Annotated in this window: 15 protein-coding genes; 9 read left to right on the top strand and 6 right to left on the bottom strand. The window is 47.8% G+C overall.

Features of this window, described 5'->3' with window-relative positions:
- Positions 1-133: 133 nt before the first annotated feature.
- Both Q4Q46_RS06195 and Q4Q46_RS06190 read left to right on the top strand, forming a co-directional pair.
- On the top strand, positions 134-1,024 hold the full coding sequence (locus tag Q4Q46_RS06195) for a hypothetical protein (RefSeq protein ID WP_311905523.1): 891 nt from the start codon (positions 134-136) through the stop codon (positions 1,022-1,024).
- Between the two features lie 270 nt (positions 1,025-1,294).
- Entirely contained in the window at positions 1,295-2,686 is a 1,392-nt protein-coding gene (locus Q4Q46_RS06190) for a tetratricopeptide repeat protein (protein WP_311905522.1), read from the top strand.
- A 69-nt stretch (positions 2,687-2,755) separates the two neighbouring features.
- Here the strand turns inward: Q4Q46_RS06190 and Q4Q46_RS06185 are convergent, their stop codons facing one another.
- Positions 2,756-3,667 (bottom strand): bile acid:sodium symporter family protein, encoded by a 912-nt coding sequence (locus tag Q4Q46_RS06185; RefSeq protein ID WP_311905521.1) that lies wholly within the window; start codon positions 3,665-3,667, stop codon positions 2,756-2,758.
- Between the two features lie 379 nt (positions 3,668-4,046).
- On the opposite strand from Q4Q46_RS06185, the gene Q4Q46_RS06180 reads away from it, so the two are divergent.
- The 3 genes from Q4Q46_RS06180 (at position 4,047) to Q4Q46_RS06170 (ending at position 6,739) form a co-directional block, all read left to right on the top strand.
- Entirely contained in the window at positions 4,047-5,384 is a 1,338-nt protein-coding gene (locus Q4Q46_RS06180) for a coproporphyrinogen III oxidase family protein (protein WP_311898476.1), read from the top strand.
- Positions 5,385-5,516: 132 nt separating this feature from the next.
- On the top strand, positions 5,517-5,750 hold the full coding sequence (locus tag Q4Q46_RS06175) for a helix-hairpin-helix domain-containing protein (RefSeq protein WP_261273621.1): 234 nt from the start codon (positions 5,517-5,519) through the stop codon (positions 5,748-5,750).
- A 47-nt stretch (positions 5,751-5,797) separates the two neighbouring features.
- A complete protein-coding gene (locus tag Q4Q46_RS06170; RefSeq protein WP_311898475.1) occupies positions 5,798-6,739 on the top strand; it encodes a DUF4424 domain-containing protein in 942 nt (313 codons plus the stop codon).
- A gap of 56 nt (positions 6,740-6,795) precedes the next feature.
- On the opposite strand, the gene Q4Q46_RS06165 is transcribed toward Q4Q46_RS06170, so the two are convergent.
- Positions 6,796-8,796 (bottom strand): ligand-gated channel protein, encoded by a 2,001-nt coding sequence (locus tag Q4Q46_RS06165; protein ID WP_311905520.1) that lies wholly within the window; start codon positions 8,794-8,796, stop codon positions 6,796-6,798.
- Between the two features lie 124 nt (positions 8,797-8,920).
- On the opposite strand from Q4Q46_RS06165, the gene Q4Q46_RS06160 reads away from it, so the two are divergent.
- Both Q4Q46_RS06160 and Q4Q46_RS06155 read left to right on the top strand, forming a co-directional pair.
- Positions 8,921-9,934, top strand: coding sequence for a LysR family transcriptional regulator (locus Q4Q46_RS06160; protein WP_311905519.1), 1,014 nt, complete (start codon positions 8,921-8,923; stop codon positions 9,932-9,934).
- A gap of 78 nt (positions 9,935-10,012) precedes the next feature.
- Positions 10,013-10,894, top strand: coding sequence for a patatin-like phospholipase family protein (locus Q4Q46_RS06155; RefSeq protein ID WP_311891800.1), 882 nt, complete (start codon positions 10,013-10,015; stop codon positions 10,892-10,894).
- Here the strand turns inward: Q4Q46_RS06155 and Q4Q46_RS06150 are convergent.
- The 3 genes from Q4Q46_RS06150 to Q4Q46_RS06140 form a co-directional block, all read right to left on the bottom strand.
- Entirely contained in the window at positions 10,878-11,819 is a 942-nt protein-coding gene (locus Q4Q46_RS06150) for a LysR family transcriptional regulator (protein ID WP_311905518.1), read from the bottom strand. The genes Q4Q46_RS06155 and Q4Q46_RS06150 overlap by 17 nt on opposite strands.
- 28 nt (positions 11,820-11,847) lie before the next feature.
- Positions 11,848-12,705 carry a DMT family transporter gene (locus Q4Q46_RS06145; RefSeq protein WP_311905517.1) on the bottom strand — a complete coding sequence of 286 codons (858 nt, stop codon included), beginning with the start codon at positions 12,703-12,705 and terminating at the stop codon, positions 11,848-11,850.
- A 126-nt stretch (positions 12,706-12,831) separates the two neighbouring features.
- The gene (locus Q4Q46_RS06140) at positions 12,832-13,605 is read right to left on the bottom strand and encodes a type 2 periplasmic-binding domain-containing protein (RefSeq protein WP_012586467.1); all 774 of its coding nucleotides are present in this window, start codon (positions 13,603-13,605) and stop codon (positions 12,832-12,834) included.
- 160 nt (positions 13,606-13,765) lie between these two features.
- Between Q4Q46_RS06140 and trmL the strand changes: the two genes are divergently transcribed.
- Positions 13,766-14,230 (top strand): tRNA (uridine(34)/cytosine(34)/5-carboxymethylaminomethyluridine(34)-2'-O)-methyltransferase TrmL, encoded by a 465-nt coding sequence (gene trmL, locus Q4Q46_RS06135; protein WP_006079682.1) that lies wholly within the window; start codon positions 13,766-13,768, stop codon positions 14,228-14,230.
- A 42-nt stretch (positions 14,231-14,272) separates the two neighbouring features.
- On the opposite strand, the gene Q4Q46_RS06130 is transcribed toward trmL, so the two are convergent.
- A complete protein-coding gene (locus Q4Q46_RS06130) occupies positions 14,273-14,827 on the bottom strand; it encodes a hypothetical protein (protein WP_311905516.1) in 555 nt (184 codons plus the stop codon).
- Positions 14,828-15,121: 294 nt separating this feature from the next.
- Here Q4Q46_RS06130 and Q4Q46_RS06125 point away from each other — a divergent pair, with 294 nt between their 5' ends.
- Entirely contained in the window at positions 15,122-17,143 is a 2,022-nt protein-coding gene (locus Q4Q46_RS06125; protein ID WP_311905515.1) for a S9 family peptidase, read from the top strand.
- Positions 17,144-17,251: the final 108 nt, after the last annotated feature.

Below are 17,251 nucleotides of genomic sequence, written 5' to 3'. Positions count from 1 at the left end.
CCATTAAGTATTCAGCCGCATGAGCCATCACTGTCTTATAGTGGTGGCTCATGACACTCTCAAATTGCAATAGAAGTCGTTATAACGAAAGCGCAAACCACCTTGCATCAGCACATCACTTAAGGATTAACCGATGAAAACTGCTTCACAGGCGATGATGTCATTCACGTTAGCCTCAAGTGCCCTGCTCGCCTCATGTGTGGTACAAGCAAATCCTGTTGAAACATCAAGGGAATATAAGCTGCTGCTAGACCCAAGCCACTTTAATTACGCCACTCAAAGTACAACCGCCAATAACTATCTAACTGATGCTAAACAAGCTATTAGCAACGCAATTAGTCGCAATGTCACAGGCTCTTGGGCATTAACCAAAGCTCGTCAAGTGGCCTTCTATGACACCCCAACCAGTTGTCAGCTAAAGCAGTTAGGTTATATCTTTCGTAACCGAACGAGCGACGGCAAAAGTGAAGTGACGCTTAAATTTCGCAGCCCTGATCGATTTATTGCTGACTTTGAAGATCTCAGCTCACCCGATAATCAAGCCGACACTAAACTCGAAGCCGACATCAGTACCGATATCAATAATGGCATCCGCATTGTATATAGCCATTCAACCACCACGCCAAACACTCGCACCTTAAATGATATGGCCGATGTAAATAGTCATTTTTCAGGCTTTGCCGACACTTACGGTTTAAGTAACAATCTCACACTCACCAAAGTCGGTGGCCTTACGATTAATGAATATGTGTTTGAAGGCAGTGAAATCGATTTAGGTAGCATAGACGCCTCACTCGAACTCACGCTGTGGTACACCAGCTCCCCAAGTGCCTCGCAGCAACCCGTGATTGCCGAAGTATCCTTTAAATATAAAGATCCCAATGGCAATTACACCGCCAAAGTCGTGCAAAGAGCTAAGCTGGCTTTAGACGCTATGGCGCAAATGAGTGCGTGGAACTCAACGAGTTCACTGACTAAAACGGCTTTCATCTATGCAGCAACACCCAATTTTTGCAGTCAATAACGACACACAAATCAGCGTCGTTAACATTGAGCCATAAAGCCGTAAAACGGCTATTGGGGCAGGTAAACTAGGTATCAAGGAAAATGTCGGTAGCTCCTTCAAACTGGCAATGCTACACATTAGTCACGGCAGTGCTATCGCTGCATTTTATCCGCAAGTCATAACTCTGTGATAAACAGCAGGGCTTGCTTGTAGCATAACAAGCCACTATGTTAGCCAACTTCACTAGCACTACCGCTTGCAAGTACCCAGCTTAACTACAAGGATGTTATGAAGATATTCACGATTGCGACTCTCCTATTACTGTTGACCCTAAGCTTTGCAGCAACGGCGGAAAAATCCGTGCTGGAACAGCTATTTGAGCAACAACAATACGACGCTTTCTTAAAACAAGCGCAGCAGCAAGCCGCAGAAAATAATGCTGAGGCGTTATTTCTACTGGGTAAAGCCTACCATCTCGGCCGCGGCGTCACACAAGACAATGCCACCGCCAGCCAATACTATGAACAAGCCAGAGCCTTAGGTTCGGCCCGTGCCAGCCATAATCTAGGCAGTATGGCGCTGGATAATGATCGAAAAACGCAGGCCATCCCCTTGTTAGAAGAAGCGCTGGCGCGGGGTCTTAAACTACCGACCTTATATAACCTAGGACGAGCACACAGTCCGGCAGATCCCAACTCAAGGTTCTATCTAGCGAAAGCAATCGCAGCGGCGCAGCGAGCGGGGAGTTACTTTGGACAAGCCTTTGAACTCCAACCCGATAATCTCTATCTGGATAATGCCTCACGCGAGTATCTGCGCGCTTACTTAATAGCAATGCAAAGTGTCGGCAGCGAAAGAGAAAGTCTCGACCTCCCGCAGTTACGCCAGCAAGCCATAAAGTGGCTGGAATTGGGTATGGCAGCAGATAACGGTACGGCGTGGACAAACTACGGCGCCCTGCTGTTGAACGAAAATGACTACAGCGGTGCGAAAGCCGCATTTTTACAAGGTGCTAAGCGTCATGTTGCCATCGCTAACTATCATTTAGGCAGTATGGAAGAGCGCGGTTTGGGCGCAGAAGCCGATAAAGTGCAAGCACTGGCATACTACGAGAAAGCGGCGTTAGCGGGCATGGAAGAAGCGAAGGCTCCCGCTTATGAGCTGCTTAAGGCACAACTGGAATATGAAGACGATCTCACTAAGTTGGAACAAGGCATTGCCCGCTTTAATGCGCTAAAACAGCAAGATCAGTATGTTCCCATCTCACTGGACTCAGTTATAAATCGGCTGGCATGGGGCACGTTTCTGGCACAGCAGCGGCAACAGACTCTTTCGCTACCCACAGCGGCCAAAACCCAATTAAGCTTGCAAGCCTGTGGTTTAGGCTACAACCAATTGCATGGCAGCACATACAATATTGGAGAAAACTCGCACTGGCGTATGGCGGCGTATCTAACCTTAGCTGACAAAATCGCTTTACCACTTGAAGGCAGAGTCGACGAACATGGCTGTGCCAGCTTAACGATTGCCATGACAGATCAGCTGTATCGCTTATTACAACAAGGTGCCGTATTCGGATTGCGCTTTCCCAACTACACCCTGCCACTGGCATTAAGCCGGCAAGAAAATATCTTGCAGCTGACACTCATGCCCATCGAGACCCCATTACCGGTTAATTAGTCACAGCAATTTAAGCCTGTGGCCGCGCTTGCTAGGCCACGGGCATTGTCTATTTTCGCCAGCAACATCTTAATCTTGCGCTTCCCTCGCCCAATATCCCGCCAAGATGGCGCCAGATAGGTTGTGCCATATCGAGAATATCGCGCTGGGGATGGCAGAAATAGGGCTGAAAAACTTGATACACAAAGCCGTAGCGAGGCCAGAGTTTTGTAGGCCAACTTCGATGGAAATGGTTTTGCAGACGGTATGGTTAAAGCCTAATAAACGGCAACAGAAATAGCCTAATGCGAGGCCAAAACCATTGTGTAAGAACACAGCCAGCAGAATAATCGGGCCAACTTTATCAAACTGATTGGCATTTAACGCCACGATAATCGTAATCGCCATCACAATTGCCAAGATTGAAATCAACGGCAATGCAGGCGCAACTTTGGCCACCAGCGATTTAAAGAAATGATTGATGATCACGCCTGCGCTGACAGGGAACAGCACGATTTTCACTAAGCTCAGTAACATATCCGCGAAGGGGATATCGATCATCTCGCCAATCAATAACTTAATAATCAGTGGGGTTAACACTACGCCCGCTAAGGTCGACAGCGCCGTCATGGTTATCGATAAAGCCACGTCACCTTTCGCTAAATAACAGACCACGTTTGAGGCAGTGCCACCTGCAACGCTACCCACCAACACCATGCCAATGGTGAGTTCCCTATCTAATCCCAATAACTGGCTGATCAATAATGCGCTGAGCGGCATGACCGAAAATTGCAGTATCAGTCCAGTCATCACTGCGCGTTTTTGTTTGAATGCATTAGTAAAATCCTGCAGATCTAAGGTGAGTCCCATAGAGAGCATGATGATCACTAACAGCGGCACTATGGCGGATTTAAGCTCAGTAAACCAACTCGGCATCAAATAAGCGGTCACCGCGCCTATCAGTGCTAACAGCGGGAAGAAGCGGTTTACGTTTACCAACATAGCTAGCCCTTTAGTTCAGGAAGTTATTTTATCGCTCGGATGATGACAGTCGAGCATTGGATAGACAAGCGCTAATCCGTCAGCAATAAAAGCCTTTAATGGTGATATTTTAATCTCCACATTTAGACTGACACCTTAAGTTAACTCCTCAAATTCACAGTAAATTCCTCCAAAAAGTACAGGTTAAAAATGCATGCTTAATCACTAAAACATGATCTGCTTAACAAAAAGCCCGTGATTTCCTTGTTAGGAAACCGTAACTTATAACCAGTTCACGTTTTAACAATTGCATACGAGGTAGTCTAATTGCGCTAGGTGGTCGTGAATTACCTAAAGCAATTTCGGTGTTTACGGTTAGCACTCACAGATAGGAATCGTTATGTCATCAGTTATCCAAACGCTCAGCGGCGCTATCGCAACGCCTTATCAAGCGAATATTACCGTCCCTAACTGGATGCTCGGCTCGATGGAACGAGTCATGCAGTACTACGTCGATAAGAATCTTCGCCTCGATACCCTTTCCGCAGAAATGATGCCAGCGCCCGTAGAAGGCAAAAAGTATATGCTGTACGCGCATATCCCCTTCTGCCATACCCTGTGTTCTTACTGCACCTTCCACCGTTTTATGTTCAAGGAAGACAAGGCACGCGCCTATTTCATCTCATTGCGTAAAGAGATGGAAATGGTCAAAGCCCTAGGCTATGACTTTGAATCTATGTACATTGGCGGCGGCACCACCACAGTATTAGAAGATGAATTAGCCCGTACTATCGAACACGCGAAAACCCTGTTCCCGAGCATTAAAGAAGTCTCCTGCGAGTCCGATCCGCAGCATTTAGACAGCCCAGGCTTTAAGCAACTCAAAGGCCTAGTGGATCGCATGTCCATCGGCGTACAAAGTTTTAATGACGATATTTTAAAAATGACTGACCGACTCGATAAGTTCGGTACGGGTCAACAAACCTTCGACAAGATCATGGGCGCCAAAGAGTTGTTCCCCATTATCAACGTCGACCTGATTTTTGGTTTCCGCGGCCAAACCGATGAAGTGATCCAACACGATCTCGACATGGCATCGCGCCTCGACCCAAGACAAATTACCACTTATCCGCTGATGATCACTCATCAAACTCGTAAGAGCGTGAAAGGCAAGTTAGCGGCGCCGCAGGCAGATATGGCCAACCAATATCGTCAGATCTTAAACAGCCTGAATGGCCAATATAATCAATTGTCTGCATGGGCATTTGGTAAGGCGAATGACGAAGGCTTCGACGAATACGTTATCGACTACGATGAGTATTTAGGGGTAGGTTCGGGCTCATTTAGCTTCTTAAATGACACGCTTTATGTGAATACTTTCTCGCTACGTAAGTACCAAGAACGCATCGCAGCGGGCCACATGGGCGTCGAGCAGCAAAAGAACTACAGCAAAAAAGACGTGATGCAATACCGCTTCTTGCTGGGCATGTTCTCCGGCCGTTTATCACGTAAATATTTCCGCGATACCTTTGGCGTCAACTTAGATACCGCCTTGTTTAAAGAAATGACCTCGATGAAACTGATTGGCGCGATTAAAAATGATCCAACCGATCCCGACAAGCTGATCGTCACCGACAACGGCAAGATGATGGGTCTCTTGATGATGAAAGAGTTTTACTCAGGCATGGATAACGTGCGCGCCCAGTTGCGTAAACCGCTCAAACCCTGTGATATGTAACACTTATTGATGATTGTTGATTCATAAAGACTAAACAGGCCCTTCGAGGGCCTTTTTGTTAACTCGGTTTAAAGGTAATCTTGCCCAGTACTATTAATTGAGCACAATCCCAACAATAAAGGAGTATTCGTTATGGGTTTTAATGAACAAGAAAAACATGCTTTATTGGCACTCAAAGGCGTTGGCCCGACAGTAATTAAACGCTTCGAAGAAATTGGCATCAGCTCGCTGCAACAACTCGCCCAACACGAAGTGGATGATATTGCTAACTTAGTCGCCAGCATGCTGCGCACCACTTGCTGGAAAAATAGCCCACAAGCGCGAAATGCGATAAGTGCGGCCATCGACCTCGCCCGCGCGCAATAATCGTTCCCCATTGATACTTAAAGCATCCAACTAGAGTTAAGAAGTACATGTCAGCACACTTAGTCATACCCCTTTTTGCTATAGCTTTACTCGTCTACGGAGAAACGGCCTCTGCCAACGACAGCAGTTTTGGCGATGCTAATGGCTCTATTACCCTGAAATATCAGCCTAATATCAGTATGGATAAAGAGTCGCTCTTCATCAGCGAGACCGAAGTCAGGGTCGATTATGTGTTTACCAACATCAGTTCGCAGGATCTTATCGTCCCCATCGCCTTCCCCATGCCACCGATGTTTTTTGGCTCCGCCGATCACAGCAGCATTGATAACTTCACCCTTAAAGTGAATGGCAAAACCCAGCCAACTCAGCACAGGCTTGTTGCCCAACTTGCCGATAAAACCGATATTTCAACCGAGCTGAAACAGCTTGGTTGGGGGGTAGATGAAGTCGCTTACTTTGCCGAATATGCCGAAATTCCCAAGGGTAAGTCTGCACTCCCACAGCAATGGTTGGATGAGAACCAGCAAATCGCCTTTACCCTAAGTGATTACTTTGTGTGGCAACAAACCTTTCCCGCGGGCCAATCTGTCGCAATCAGCCATAGCTACAGCCCGAGTATTTCAACGGGTGTTCCCTATCCCGCCAGCGAAATTATCGATACTCATACTGAACTGGCCTGTTTAGATGAAAGCGCCAAACAAGGCATTAGGAAGCGCAACCTTATCGTTAAACAAGACGGTGAAGATCAGGAGATTGGCGTCGAATGGAGCCACCTTAGCTATATTTTGGTGACGGCCAATAACTGGCAAGGGGCGATTAAGGACTTCAAACTCACCCTGAAAAAATCCCAACCCACAGATCTCATCAGCTTGTGTTTTGATGGCGAGCTTAAAAAAACCGATCCACTCACCTTTGAATTCCAACAAAAACAGTTCACGCCAAAGCAAGATCTCAGCATACTGTTTATTCGTAAACCGAATATTGAATAATCAAAAAAGAAGCCAGCTAAGTGCTGGCTTCTTTCAGGACGAGATATGTTTTTAATTTAAAAACTGTAGGTCATACCTAACCAATAGCGGCGGCCGTCTTCGATATAACCGTATTCCTCTTGGGTAATGTCCTTATCGAAGGCGTTGTAAATACCCGCGCTAAATTTCAGGCTATCGTTCAACTGATAGTTAGCGCCCAAATCTAGCAGAGTGTAAGAAGGGGCGATTAAACTGCTCGATGACGGTCCCGTCGTCGGTTGGCTCTCTTCGCCACGGTAGTTGACTCTCAACCAAGTGCTTAAGTTATCAATAGGCTCGTAGTTGAACGACGCTTGGATCAAATGCTTAGGCAATTGATTCAATGGGCTACCTTTGTAAGCTCCCGTCTTTTGCTCTGAATCCGTGTAAGTATAGTTACCCGTAAAGCTCAGGTTTGAGCGAATCCGATAGTCGATACTCAGCTCAATCCCTTGAGTCACAGCATCGTCGATATTCACGTAAGTGGTTGGGTCGGAACCAAATTGATTGGGACCATCGGTACATTGAGTCGCAGGACAGGCCACGCGGGTGATCTTATCTTTAAACTCGTTATAGAACACACCCGCACTGGCGGTAATGCTCTCGGTCAGATCCGAATACACACCTAACTCATAGTTCACAGAGGTTTCGGGTTGTAAATCTGGATTACCGTACATGTTGCCGCCACGGCTCACTTGTCCCCAATCGGGCACTGTCTGGCGCAAACTCGGCGCCCTAAAGCCCGTCGACACGCCGCCCTTTAAGGTGGTGCTGTCGGTTAATCCCCAAACGCCGTAAACACGCGGGCTGACATGATGGCCAAAGTTTTCATCGTCATCCAAACGCAGCCCCATGGTCAGGGCAAAGTTATCGACTATGCGCCATTCATCCTCAGAAAATACCGACCATTGTCTGCGGCTGATATCGGTTAAGTCGCTGACCTGATTGCCGGTTTCGTCGGTTAAATCTTGATGGTTAAATGCCGCACCAAAAGTCGCCGTATGGCTTTGGCCTAAGGTGGTGATCAGGCTAGATTGCGCATCCGTGTTAGTGATCTTCATCTTGCGGGTTTTGTTATCAAAAACCTCATGCTTGATATAAGAATCCGAGGTACCAAAGTCCCAACGCCCTGTGTGTGACAGCGAAATGGTGCTGTTTTCGTATTCTGTCGTTGAAGATTGAGGACAACCGCGACGACCACAAGCTTCGCCCGGCGCTAGCGGTGTAACGGTTTTACCTAAACTACTGTCGAGTTCTTGGTTAGAAGTGCCAACTTCGAGCATGATGTCGTGGTTATCATTGGGGGTGAGCGCAAACCGCGCGGTCAGATTCGTCGCATCGCGGCCACGGTAACCGCCATAGATATTATCTTCTTCACGCTGAGTGTATTGACCGTAGAGTTGCATCCCCAGCAGATCTTTAATCAAACCACCGTTGACGAAAAAGTTGCCTTGATACACATTTCCCGAGGTCGACTTTTCCTGCAATGTCGTGTCGAGTCGCACTTCACCCTGCCACTCGTTCGGCACTTTACGGGTGATAATGTTGATCACGCCGCCAATAGCATCCGAACCATAAAGTGATGACATAGGCCCGCGAACGATCTCAATTCTATCGATAGCAGCCAATGGTGGCGTCCAAGCGCCTTCAACGCCTGGGCCGTCACTGTTGGTGCGTGTCTCGCGCGAGGATTGGCGTTTACCATCCACTAAAATTAACGTGTATTGGCTACCCATGCCCCGCAGACTGATATCCTGACGGTCTGCACCGCCCGTAATCACCACGCCGGGGACTTCTAACATGGCATCGGTTAAGTCACGATAGAAGCGGTTATCCAGATCCTCACGGGTGATCACACTGATAGATGCGGGCGCGTCGCGAATTTGTTGTTCAAATCCCGATGCGGTCACTACGATTCTTTCCATCATCTTTTCTTTATCAGGCGCGGTGTCCGCAAGGGCATTAGTCACAGGTACTGCGGGCAACAAACATAAAGCGGTGATCACTTGAGCGAGGTACTTCTTACGACTTAACAACATAACCGACAAGTCTCCATTGGACAAAGATTGTAAATGAGAACAATTTTCAATACGGCAATGTATCCCTATGTTACAATCAGCTCAAGTTAGACTTTAGGTATTCACTTGTAAGAGTTACTTAAAAATGAATAAAAACATGATCAAAGGCATGATCGTTTTTGCGGCAATCGCAGAAAAGGGCTCAATGAGCGCCGCAGCGCAGCAGTTAAACCTCAGCTCCTCGGCTGTGAGCCAACAAGTGACTAAGCTCGAAATGGATATGGGGATCAGTCTATTCCACCGCAATACTCGCAATCTTACCCTCACAGAAGCGGGCAGCTTGTTCTATGAGAATTGCCGAAAAGTCATCGCGATAGTCGAAAGCACAGAGCAGAAACTCAATAATTTGAAAGGGATTCCTTCGGGGGAATTAAAGATTGCCGCGCCCATAGGTTTTGGCGGCGGCCTATTGAGCGAGCCCTTTAACTACCTGTTGGCGGCGCATCCGCAGATAAGTTTGAATTTACTGCTGCAGGATGGCCCGATAGATATAGTCAACGAGGGCATAGATCTGGCGATTTGCATCGGGCCTTTATCAGACTCCAACTTAATTGCCCGCCACTTAGCCGATTGGCGCATGTTGCTGTGCGCCTCACCCGATTATTTGCCAATGCATAAAATTTTTAAGCATCCCGCTGAATTGGCGGCCTTTAATCGCATTAATCACCCCTGCGCTAACAGTGACACCTTGACCCACGCCCGCAGCAAAGAATGCTTCGAACTGACAAGCCAGCGCATTACGGTCAACAATATGCAGGCATTAATCCAACTCACTCTCGATGGTCTCGGGTTTGCCGCTCTGCCCGAACCAGAAATTCGTAAATACCTCGAAAGCGGCCAGCTTGTGACCCTCTTACCCGAATGGTCACTCAATACTTACAGCGTTTACAGCGTCACTTCGGCGCGGGATAAGCAGCCCGCAAAAGTAAAAGAAGCGCTCAATACGCTTAGCCAATACTTCAGTCAGGCGAATTTTAACCCTGCCTATCACTTTAAACAGTGTGTTCAAAAAGACGGCACAAAGGGTAGCGTAACCAATATCTTACCCATAAAGCCCAAACAAGCGTCCCATCACACCGACGTCGACCACGCATCTTAAGTGTGCCCTGTGCGCATTCATTTCAGCGCTAAGCTGAGGTATTCTGCTGGGATAAACCAATAAAAAAGATGTAACTCGATGAAAGATGTGGCCTTAGTGTTGGAAGGTGGCGGCCTCAGAGCCATTTATACCGCGGGAGTGTTAGACGCGTTTTTGCAGCAGTCGCTCAACTTCAACTATGTGATTGGGGTGTCTGCGGGTGCCATTTATCCCGCGTCCTATGTGTCCCGTCAATTCGGTCGCAATCTTCAAATTCAGCAGCAATATCTCAACGATAAACGCTATATGGGCCTGCGCCATTGGTTGGCGACAGGCAACTATGTCAACACAGACTTTACCTATCGCCGCATGGCCTATGAGTTACTGCCATTTGATTTTGATACATTTTTAAATAGTCATACCGAATTTAAGGTCGGCGCCTTTAACTGCAATACAGGGAAAACCGATTACTTCGGTATGGCCGATTTTAATGACCACGATAAATTACTCGACGTGCTCATCGCCTCCTCTAGCCTGCCTTTTATGTCTAAACCCAGCGTGATTAACCAACATCATTACCTCGATGGCGGCATAGGCGAACCGATACCGTTAGCGCAATCACGCAAAGATGGTTACTCACGCCAAGTGGTGATCTTGACTCAAGATCAGCATTACCAAAAATCCGCGATGAAAATGAATTGGTTAGCCCGCAAAGCCTACAAACGCTACCCCGCGGTTGCCCATGCGTTAAGTGAGCGGCACCGAGTTTATAATCACGCATTAACCGAGTTAGACCAAGCAGTTGCATCTGATGATGCCTTTGTGATCCGCCCAGCGCAGCCACTTAATTTATCCAGGCTCGATCGCAATATCGATAAAGTGACCGCCGTCTATCAACAAGGGCTAGCGGATGGGAAAACAGTCTTACCCGCATTAACCGCTTGGTTAGCAGCGCCAAAAGAGCCTAAACCCGAGGCGTAATCGACGGCAGCACTTGACTGATAATCAACTCACGTAGCCATTTATGGCTCAAGTCGTGCTCGAAGTGTTTATGCCACATCAATAAATACGCGCCGGGGATCAGCTTGATAGGCGATGGTAAAGACTGAAGCTCGAAGGATTTCATCACAGCAAATGCATAACGGGACGGCGCGCAAAGAATTAAATCGCTTTGTTCACACAGAGCAAGAGCGCTCTGAAAGTCGGTCATGTTCACGGCGATATCACGCTGACGCCCCTCAAGTTGCAGCACATCATCCAGCAACCAATGCTCTATACCACCAAAAGCCACTTGCAGATGGCGATAGCTCAAGAAGGTGTCTAAATTCCACTCTTGTGCTAACGCCGGATGATCGCGGCGCATCAAACAAACAGTATAATCCTGCACTAACTCGACATGGCACAAGTCGTCGGGAATATGACTCACATGCATGGGCGAACGCTCGTCCCACTCGCGGCAACCTATGGCTAAGTCGATGTCGCAGCGCAGTAATCTGTCCATAGTATCGAGACGCCAGGTTTGGCAATTGAGACTCACACCGGGCGCTTGGGCGAGCAGTGAGGGCATAAAATGCGGGAAGGTCAGCGAGTATGTGGTTTCAACCAAATGCATTCTAAACTGCCGCTGACTTAAGGCGGGCTCGAAGGTGTCGGGCCGCGTAAATTGCGCCAATTGCTGTAAACATTGGCGCAATTCAGGCGCGAGTGACAAGGCCTTAGGCGTCGGTTTTAGGCCGTAGGCGGTGCGCTCAAACAGAGGATCATCAAACACTTCCCTCAGGCGTGTCAGTTGTTTACTCACCGCCGACTGGCTTAAATGCAAACGCGCCGCAGCGGCCGTCACACTTTGTTCCTCAAGCAGGATTTCAAGTACGGGTAGTAAATTCAGATCCAAACGTTTTAGCATCTATCCCTCATTTTCCCCAAAATACTGACTAGGGCTGCACTTTTTTAAATGGATTTAACCTTAAATTCTGTGGCAATTTCATCAACAACAGCGACAGTAATATTACACCGATCCCCGCCCACTGACGCATGTCTAATGTCTCACCCACGATCATAACCCCTAATGATACGGCAACCACGGGATTGACTAAAGCAACCATGCCCATGATTTCTGGCCCTAAATTTCGCATCGACCACAACCAAGCCCAATAAGCGATGGCGGTGTTGGCAATCACTAACCATATTAACGATGGCACCACAGTCAGGCTCGGTAACTGCGGTGGACCCGCCATAAACCACGCCAGCGGGATTAACATCAAGCCGCCCAAAAACAGTTGCCATGCTGTGAGCACTAAAAAGTCGCCCACATCCCACTTTTGCATCCAGCGAGAAGAGAAAGCAATTAACGTCGTGGCGCTTAACATGCACAACACCCCGATAGGGTCGAGATCCGCCGACGGGTTTAGCAGTAAAATCACCCCTCCAAGGCCCATCAAACCTAATAGCAACCACTTCATACCAGGGCGTTTTTTATCTATCACCCAAGCTAAGATTAAGAAAATTAACGGCAGCGTCGCCCCTAAGGTACCCGCCACTGCGCCCGGTAAACGATACGCGCCGATAAATAACAAGGTGAAGAAGGCGCCGATATTACAAAAAGCCAGCAAACCGAGCTTTGACCACACCAGCGTTGGCAAGCGAGGACGCACCATCAACATCAGTATCCCTGCGGGCAGCGCGCGCCACACGGCCACCCAATAGGGCGACATATCATGTAAGTAGAGACTCACTAACGCATAGGTCGTCCCCCAAAATACTGGGGCGAGTAAGGCGATAACAAAAGGCATAATAACTCTTTAAAAAGTATCTTGATGTGAAGATATATTATTCTCAGTCTTCACTCCTAGCAAGTGAAGTTTATGAATATCTCGTTATCGGTGGGAGTTAATCAAGTTAACTATTTGATTTTAAAACTAAGGTTGCCAGTCATTGTAGGACAGATGGATAGTTTGATAAATCTGGCTTAACTCTCCAGTCTGCCGCAGTAGCTCAATCATGCGGCTCAAATATGCATCCACGGCATCCCCTTCGGGGCCCTTGGCAATCACAAACACATCTTCAAAATCGCCAAAGTCTTCACGGTGGATATTATGCAACTTCAACTGTTTCAGCATCATATCGGCCTCTTCCTGTGCCCAAACGAAGGCATCGATACGGCCATGGGAAAGTTTTAGCAAAGAACGTTTAATGGTTATTGAAGGCTCCGCAGGGATAGGCATGTAATCTGGAATCGCCTCCACGGTAAATACACGCCCCGTTTGCTGCTGATCAAATAACATGGCCTTCGTTATCGGCTTATCCACATTGGTATAAAGCACGTGGGTGACTTGCCCAAATGAAACAGAACTAAAACGGTAAGGTAAGGCATCTAGCGCGGCATTATTACGGATTGCGGGCAAACCAAAATCAGCACGACCAAGCGTCACGCCTAGCATCGCCCGTGAAAGCGGGAAAACCTTAATATCAATTTCAACCTCAGGATCTGCCCTATCAATTGCTTTAACCAGTTCCACAAATGGCCCTGTGCCATCGGCATTAATTAATCCAGGGATCTCCCCTAAATAAGCCGTCATCTGCCGCTTGCCGCCAGCATTAATGACAGCATCATCCGCGGCATAGGCTGGGGTGAGAATGCTGTGAAGGAAAAGCACGGAAAAAATACACAAGGTAATAAAGTGACTAAACATGAGTGGTCCCTCGGTGGCTTTCTCAAGCTTAGCAGACGACAACGATTGTGGCGTTCATTCCTCGCATCCAAATGAGAACGTGATAAAGCATCACTCTGTCACTGCGCTTAGCTGCCGTTTGCCGTATAATCGGTCGTCATTTTTCTATAGGCGGGCCAGTATGTTCCATATCGCACTCTATGAGCCAGAAATCGCACCTAACACAGGTAATATCATTCGCTTATGCGCCAACAACGGTTGTCAGCTGCATTTGATTGAGCCATTAGGTTTTGATCTAGAAGAGAAAAAGTTACGCCGCGCTGGTTTAGATTATGCCGACTTAACCAATGTGACTCGCCACAAAGACTTCGATGCCTTCCTCGAAGCCATGGCAGGTAAGCGCATTATGGCCTGCACCACTAAAGGCAGTCGCCCGCATACTGAGCTGAGTTTTGCGAAAGATGATGTGCTGCTATTTGGCCCTGAAACCCGCGGCTTGCCGATGGCGATTATCGAATCTATCCCCACAGAGCAGAGACTACGCATCCCCATGGCGGCCACCAGCCGTAGCTTGAATCTTTCTAATGCGGTGGCGATTATCAGCTATGAAGCGTGGCGCCAACTGGATTTTGCTGGCGCACTTTAAGCGCTACCGCAGCTAAATCGCGGATTTGTGGCTAAGGGGCGGCTATGGAGATGGTGCGACAGGCGTCATCTCTATCCCGCGAAACAGCTGATAGCGATCGATATCATCATCGAGATATTGGATGTTCTGCGTCCATTGCCATCCACCCGCTTGATTTTGAGCCCGAGTCTGAGCATCAAAAAGTAACTGGATCAACGCGGGTCTTGCATTAACAACGCCTTCCCCTAGCAGAGAATAATCCCCATTTTGTCGATATAAACTAAAGAGTTGCTGTTTATCTTCCGCCACACCGTCGTAATAGGTCAGTAATACTTGATCGCCTTGTTCCCTAAACCACCAAGTTTCGCTAAAGGGTGCCCGCGTGCCGATACTCACAGATAAAATCAACTGGCGCTGATCGTGGGAGCAAAAGCCCGTAACGGCCACTTTTCTCGGAATCTCCCCCGCCTTGGCAGCATCACCCGCCCATTGCCCCACTAAATGTGGACAAAATTCCTTGAAACTGACCTTAGCGGCCATGACTGAGAAGGACGAAAACACGCTCAGTACAATGGCAAGACCCAGCATAAGGTTCAAACGGTCGATTTTAAGCGGCATATCTCTAGCACCTATCCGAAACAGATCAATACATTAGCGTTAAAAGCATCAATCGACAAATCCCCTAACGCAAACGACTCTTTTAACTACGGAATGAGCGCTGTTGTATTGCCGTTAGCCTGATTTTTTAGCGCCGATATCAACCTCCTTTGAGCTGAGATACCCAACAAAGATTCACAGTTGCTTACATAACAGCTTATTCAGGCATGACGGGTTTTCATGCTAACTTGCCACTTAGCAAAAATACGCAACATCATAATCCTAGTAACTGTTTGTATCACAAGGAGACTCATAGTGAAGAAGACAGGCATTTTATTACTCTGTTTACTGATGCCCTTTAGCTCGGCATTTGCAGACCAAGGCAAACCACTCTCAGCGGAATTACTTTGGCAACTCAAACGTATCGGTAGCCCAATTATATCCCCCACAGGCGAACACATCATCGCGCCAGTCACAGAGTACGATCTAAAAGCCGATAAAGGCTCAACCCAGCTGTGGCATTTCGATGGCAAGGAAAACCGAGCCATCACAGCCAAAGGTTTAAGGGTGAGCGAGCCCGTGTTTTCCCCCGACGGCAAAATCTTGGCATTTGTGAGTCAGCGCAATGAAGACGAGGCGAGCCAAATTTACCTGCTGCCGATGGACGGTCCGGGTGAAGCGCAGCGCTTAACCGATATTCCCACAGGCGTTAACAGTATTAAGTGGGTTGGCAAGCATCTGTATTTCATCAGCAATATCTTCCCTAATCAAAGCTGGGAAGAAATGAAAACCCAGCTCGCCACAGATACAGACAATAAGGTTTCTGCCCATCAATGGAACACCTTACCCTATTCCCAATTTGATCACTGGTTAGATGAACGTCGCCAAGCCCACGTATTTAGAATTCCGGCCAAGGGCGGTAATGTCGAAAACATCACCCAACCTGCGGGCCATGAATTACCACGCTCAGATCAAAGCAGTGCAAGCTATGATGTTTCCCCCAATGAGCGCTGGATTGCCTTCAATGCCTATGGCTCAGAAAATAAAGTCGATCCTAAAATTGATATATTTCTCGCCACGATTGGAGACAACAAGGCCGAAAATCTCACTGCTGATAATCAAGCGCCGGATCTGAATCCTAGCTTTAGCCCTAACGGTAAAACGCTCGCCTTTACCCGCCAAAAAATCCCCGGTTTCTACGCCGATACCTCAAGGCTGATGCTGCTGGATATCGACAGTCGTAAACTCACAACACTCACATCTGACTGGGACCGTTCTGTCTCTCAATTCAGTTGGACACCCGACAATAAGGGCTTTTATGCCACAGTGGAAGACGCCGCCACAAACCGCATTTACTCTATCGATGCCAAGAGCGGCAAAGTAAAAGCCATCACAGAGGCAACCGATTTTAGCCAACCCGCCATAGGCAAAGACGGCGAACTGATTGCCACCAATCAGAGCTTTTTGTATCCCGCTCGCTTGGTCAGCATCAATCCCCGCAACGGTAAGATTGAACGCCTAGAAAACTTTAACGACGACATTCTCAAAGATGTCGACCTAGGTACCTATGAATCAGTTACCTACAAAGGCTATCAAGGTAAAGATATTCAAATGTGGGTTCACTATCCCGCAGGATTTGATCGCAGCAAAAAATACCCACTGTTTATGCTCGTTCACGGCGGGCCACACAATGCCATTACCGACGGTTTCCATTTCCGTTGGAACGCGCAAACCTTTGCTTCTTGGGGTTATGTCACTGCGTGGCCAAACTTCCACGGTTCGAGCGGCTTTGGTCAGGAATTTGCCGATTCCATCAATCCCGATTGGAAGACAAAACCCCTTGAGGGTGTGCTCAAGGCGGCAGACTGGTTTAAACAACAAAGCTGGATAGACAGTGATCGCATGGTGGCGGGTGGTGCTAGTTATGGTGGTTACCTGACATCGATTATTTTGGGTCAGCCGCATCCCTTTAAAGCGCTATTGATCCATGCTGCGGTTTACGACATGTATGCACAAATGGCGTCGGACTTTGCCGTACACAGCACCCGATTTGGCAACTATTGGGATAATCCAGAACTGTATAAAGCCATTTCACCCCATTACTTTGCTGGCAATTTCAACACTCCAACCTTAGTCAGTCATGGCCAACTCGATTACTTAGTGCCGGCGACCCAAGGGTTCGAGCTGTTCCACACCCTGCAAAGTCGACATGTTGAATCGCGGATGATTTATTTCCCCGATGAAAATCATTGGATTATGAAGCCTAATAACTCAGTCTACTGGTATAACGAAGTGAAGAAGTGGATGACCCACTTTGCCGAACCTGGCGCGCGTTAAACGCGATCCATAGATACAAAAAAGGTCTGCAATGCAGACCTTTTTAATGGGTTTACTTAAACTAAAGCGTAGGCTAACGCCTTAGTTTGAAATGACTTAGCTTGAAAT

It is taken from the genome of Shewanella vaxholmensis (assembly GCF_031932135.1).
Taxonomy (GTDB): Bacteria; Pseudomonadota; Gammaproteobacteria; order Enterobacterales; family Shewanellaceae; genus Shewanella; species Shewanella hafniensis.
This window is presented reverse-complemented; position numbering and strand designations above follow the sequence as displayed.

Bases quoted from the DNA above. Each gene is read 5' to 3' on its own strand.
- Q4Q46_RS06195 (WP_311905523.1), top strand. From the start codon at position 134: ATGAAAACTGCTTCACAGGCGATGATGTCATTCACGTTAGCCTCAAGT.
- Q4Q46_RS06190 (WP_311905522.1), top strand. From the start codon at position 1,295: ATGAAGATATTCACGATTGCGACTCTCCTATTACTGTTGACCCTAAGC.
- Q4Q46_RS06185 (WP_311905521.1), bottom strand. From the start codon at position 3,667: ATGTTGGTAAACGTAAACCGCTTCTTCCCGCTGTTAGCACTGATAGGC.
- Q4Q46_RS06180 (WP_311898476.1), top strand. From the start codon at position 4,047: ATGTCATCAGTTATCCAAACGCTCAGCGGCGCTATCGCAACGCCTTAT.
- Q4Q46_RS06175 (WP_261273621.1), top strand. From the start codon at position 5,517: ATGGGTTTTAATGAACAAGAAAAACATGCTTTATTGGCACTCAAAGGC.
- Q4Q46_RS06170 (WP_311898475.1), top strand. From the start codon at position 5,798: ATGTCAGCACACTTAGTCATACCCCTTTTTGCTATAGCTTTACTCGTC.
- Q4Q46_RS06165 (WP_311905520.1), bottom strand. From the start codon at position 8,796: ATGTTGTTAAGTCGTAAGAAGTACCTCGCTCAAGTGATCACCGCTTTA.
- Q4Q46_RS06160 (WP_311905519.1), top strand. From the start codon at position 8,921: ATGAATAAAAACATGATCAAAGGCATGATCGTTTTTGCGGCAATCGCA.
- Q4Q46_RS06155 (WP_311891800.1), top strand. From the start codon at position 10,013: ATGAAAGATGTGGCCTTAGTGTTGGAAGGTGGCGGCCTCAGAGCCATT.
- Q4Q46_RS06150 (WP_311905518.1), bottom strand. From the start codon at position 11,819: ATGCTAAAACGTTTGGATCTGAATTTACTACCCGTACTTGAAATCCTG.
- Q4Q46_RS06145 (WP_311905517.1), bottom strand. From the start codon at position 12,705: ATGCCTTTTGTTATCGCCTTACTCGCCCCAGTATTTTGGGGGACGACC.
- Q4Q46_RS06140 (WP_012586467.1), bottom strand. From the start codon at position 13,605: ATGTTTAGTCACTTTATTACCTTGTGTATTTTTTCCGTGCTTTTCCTT.
- trmL (WP_006079682.1), top strand. From the start codon at position 13,766: ATGTTCCATATCGCACTCTATGAGCCAGAAATCGCACCTAACACAGGT.
- Q4Q46_RS06130 (WP_311905516.1), bottom strand. From the start codon at position 14,827: ATGCCGCTTAAAATCGACCGTTTGAACCTTATGCTGGGTCTTGCCATT.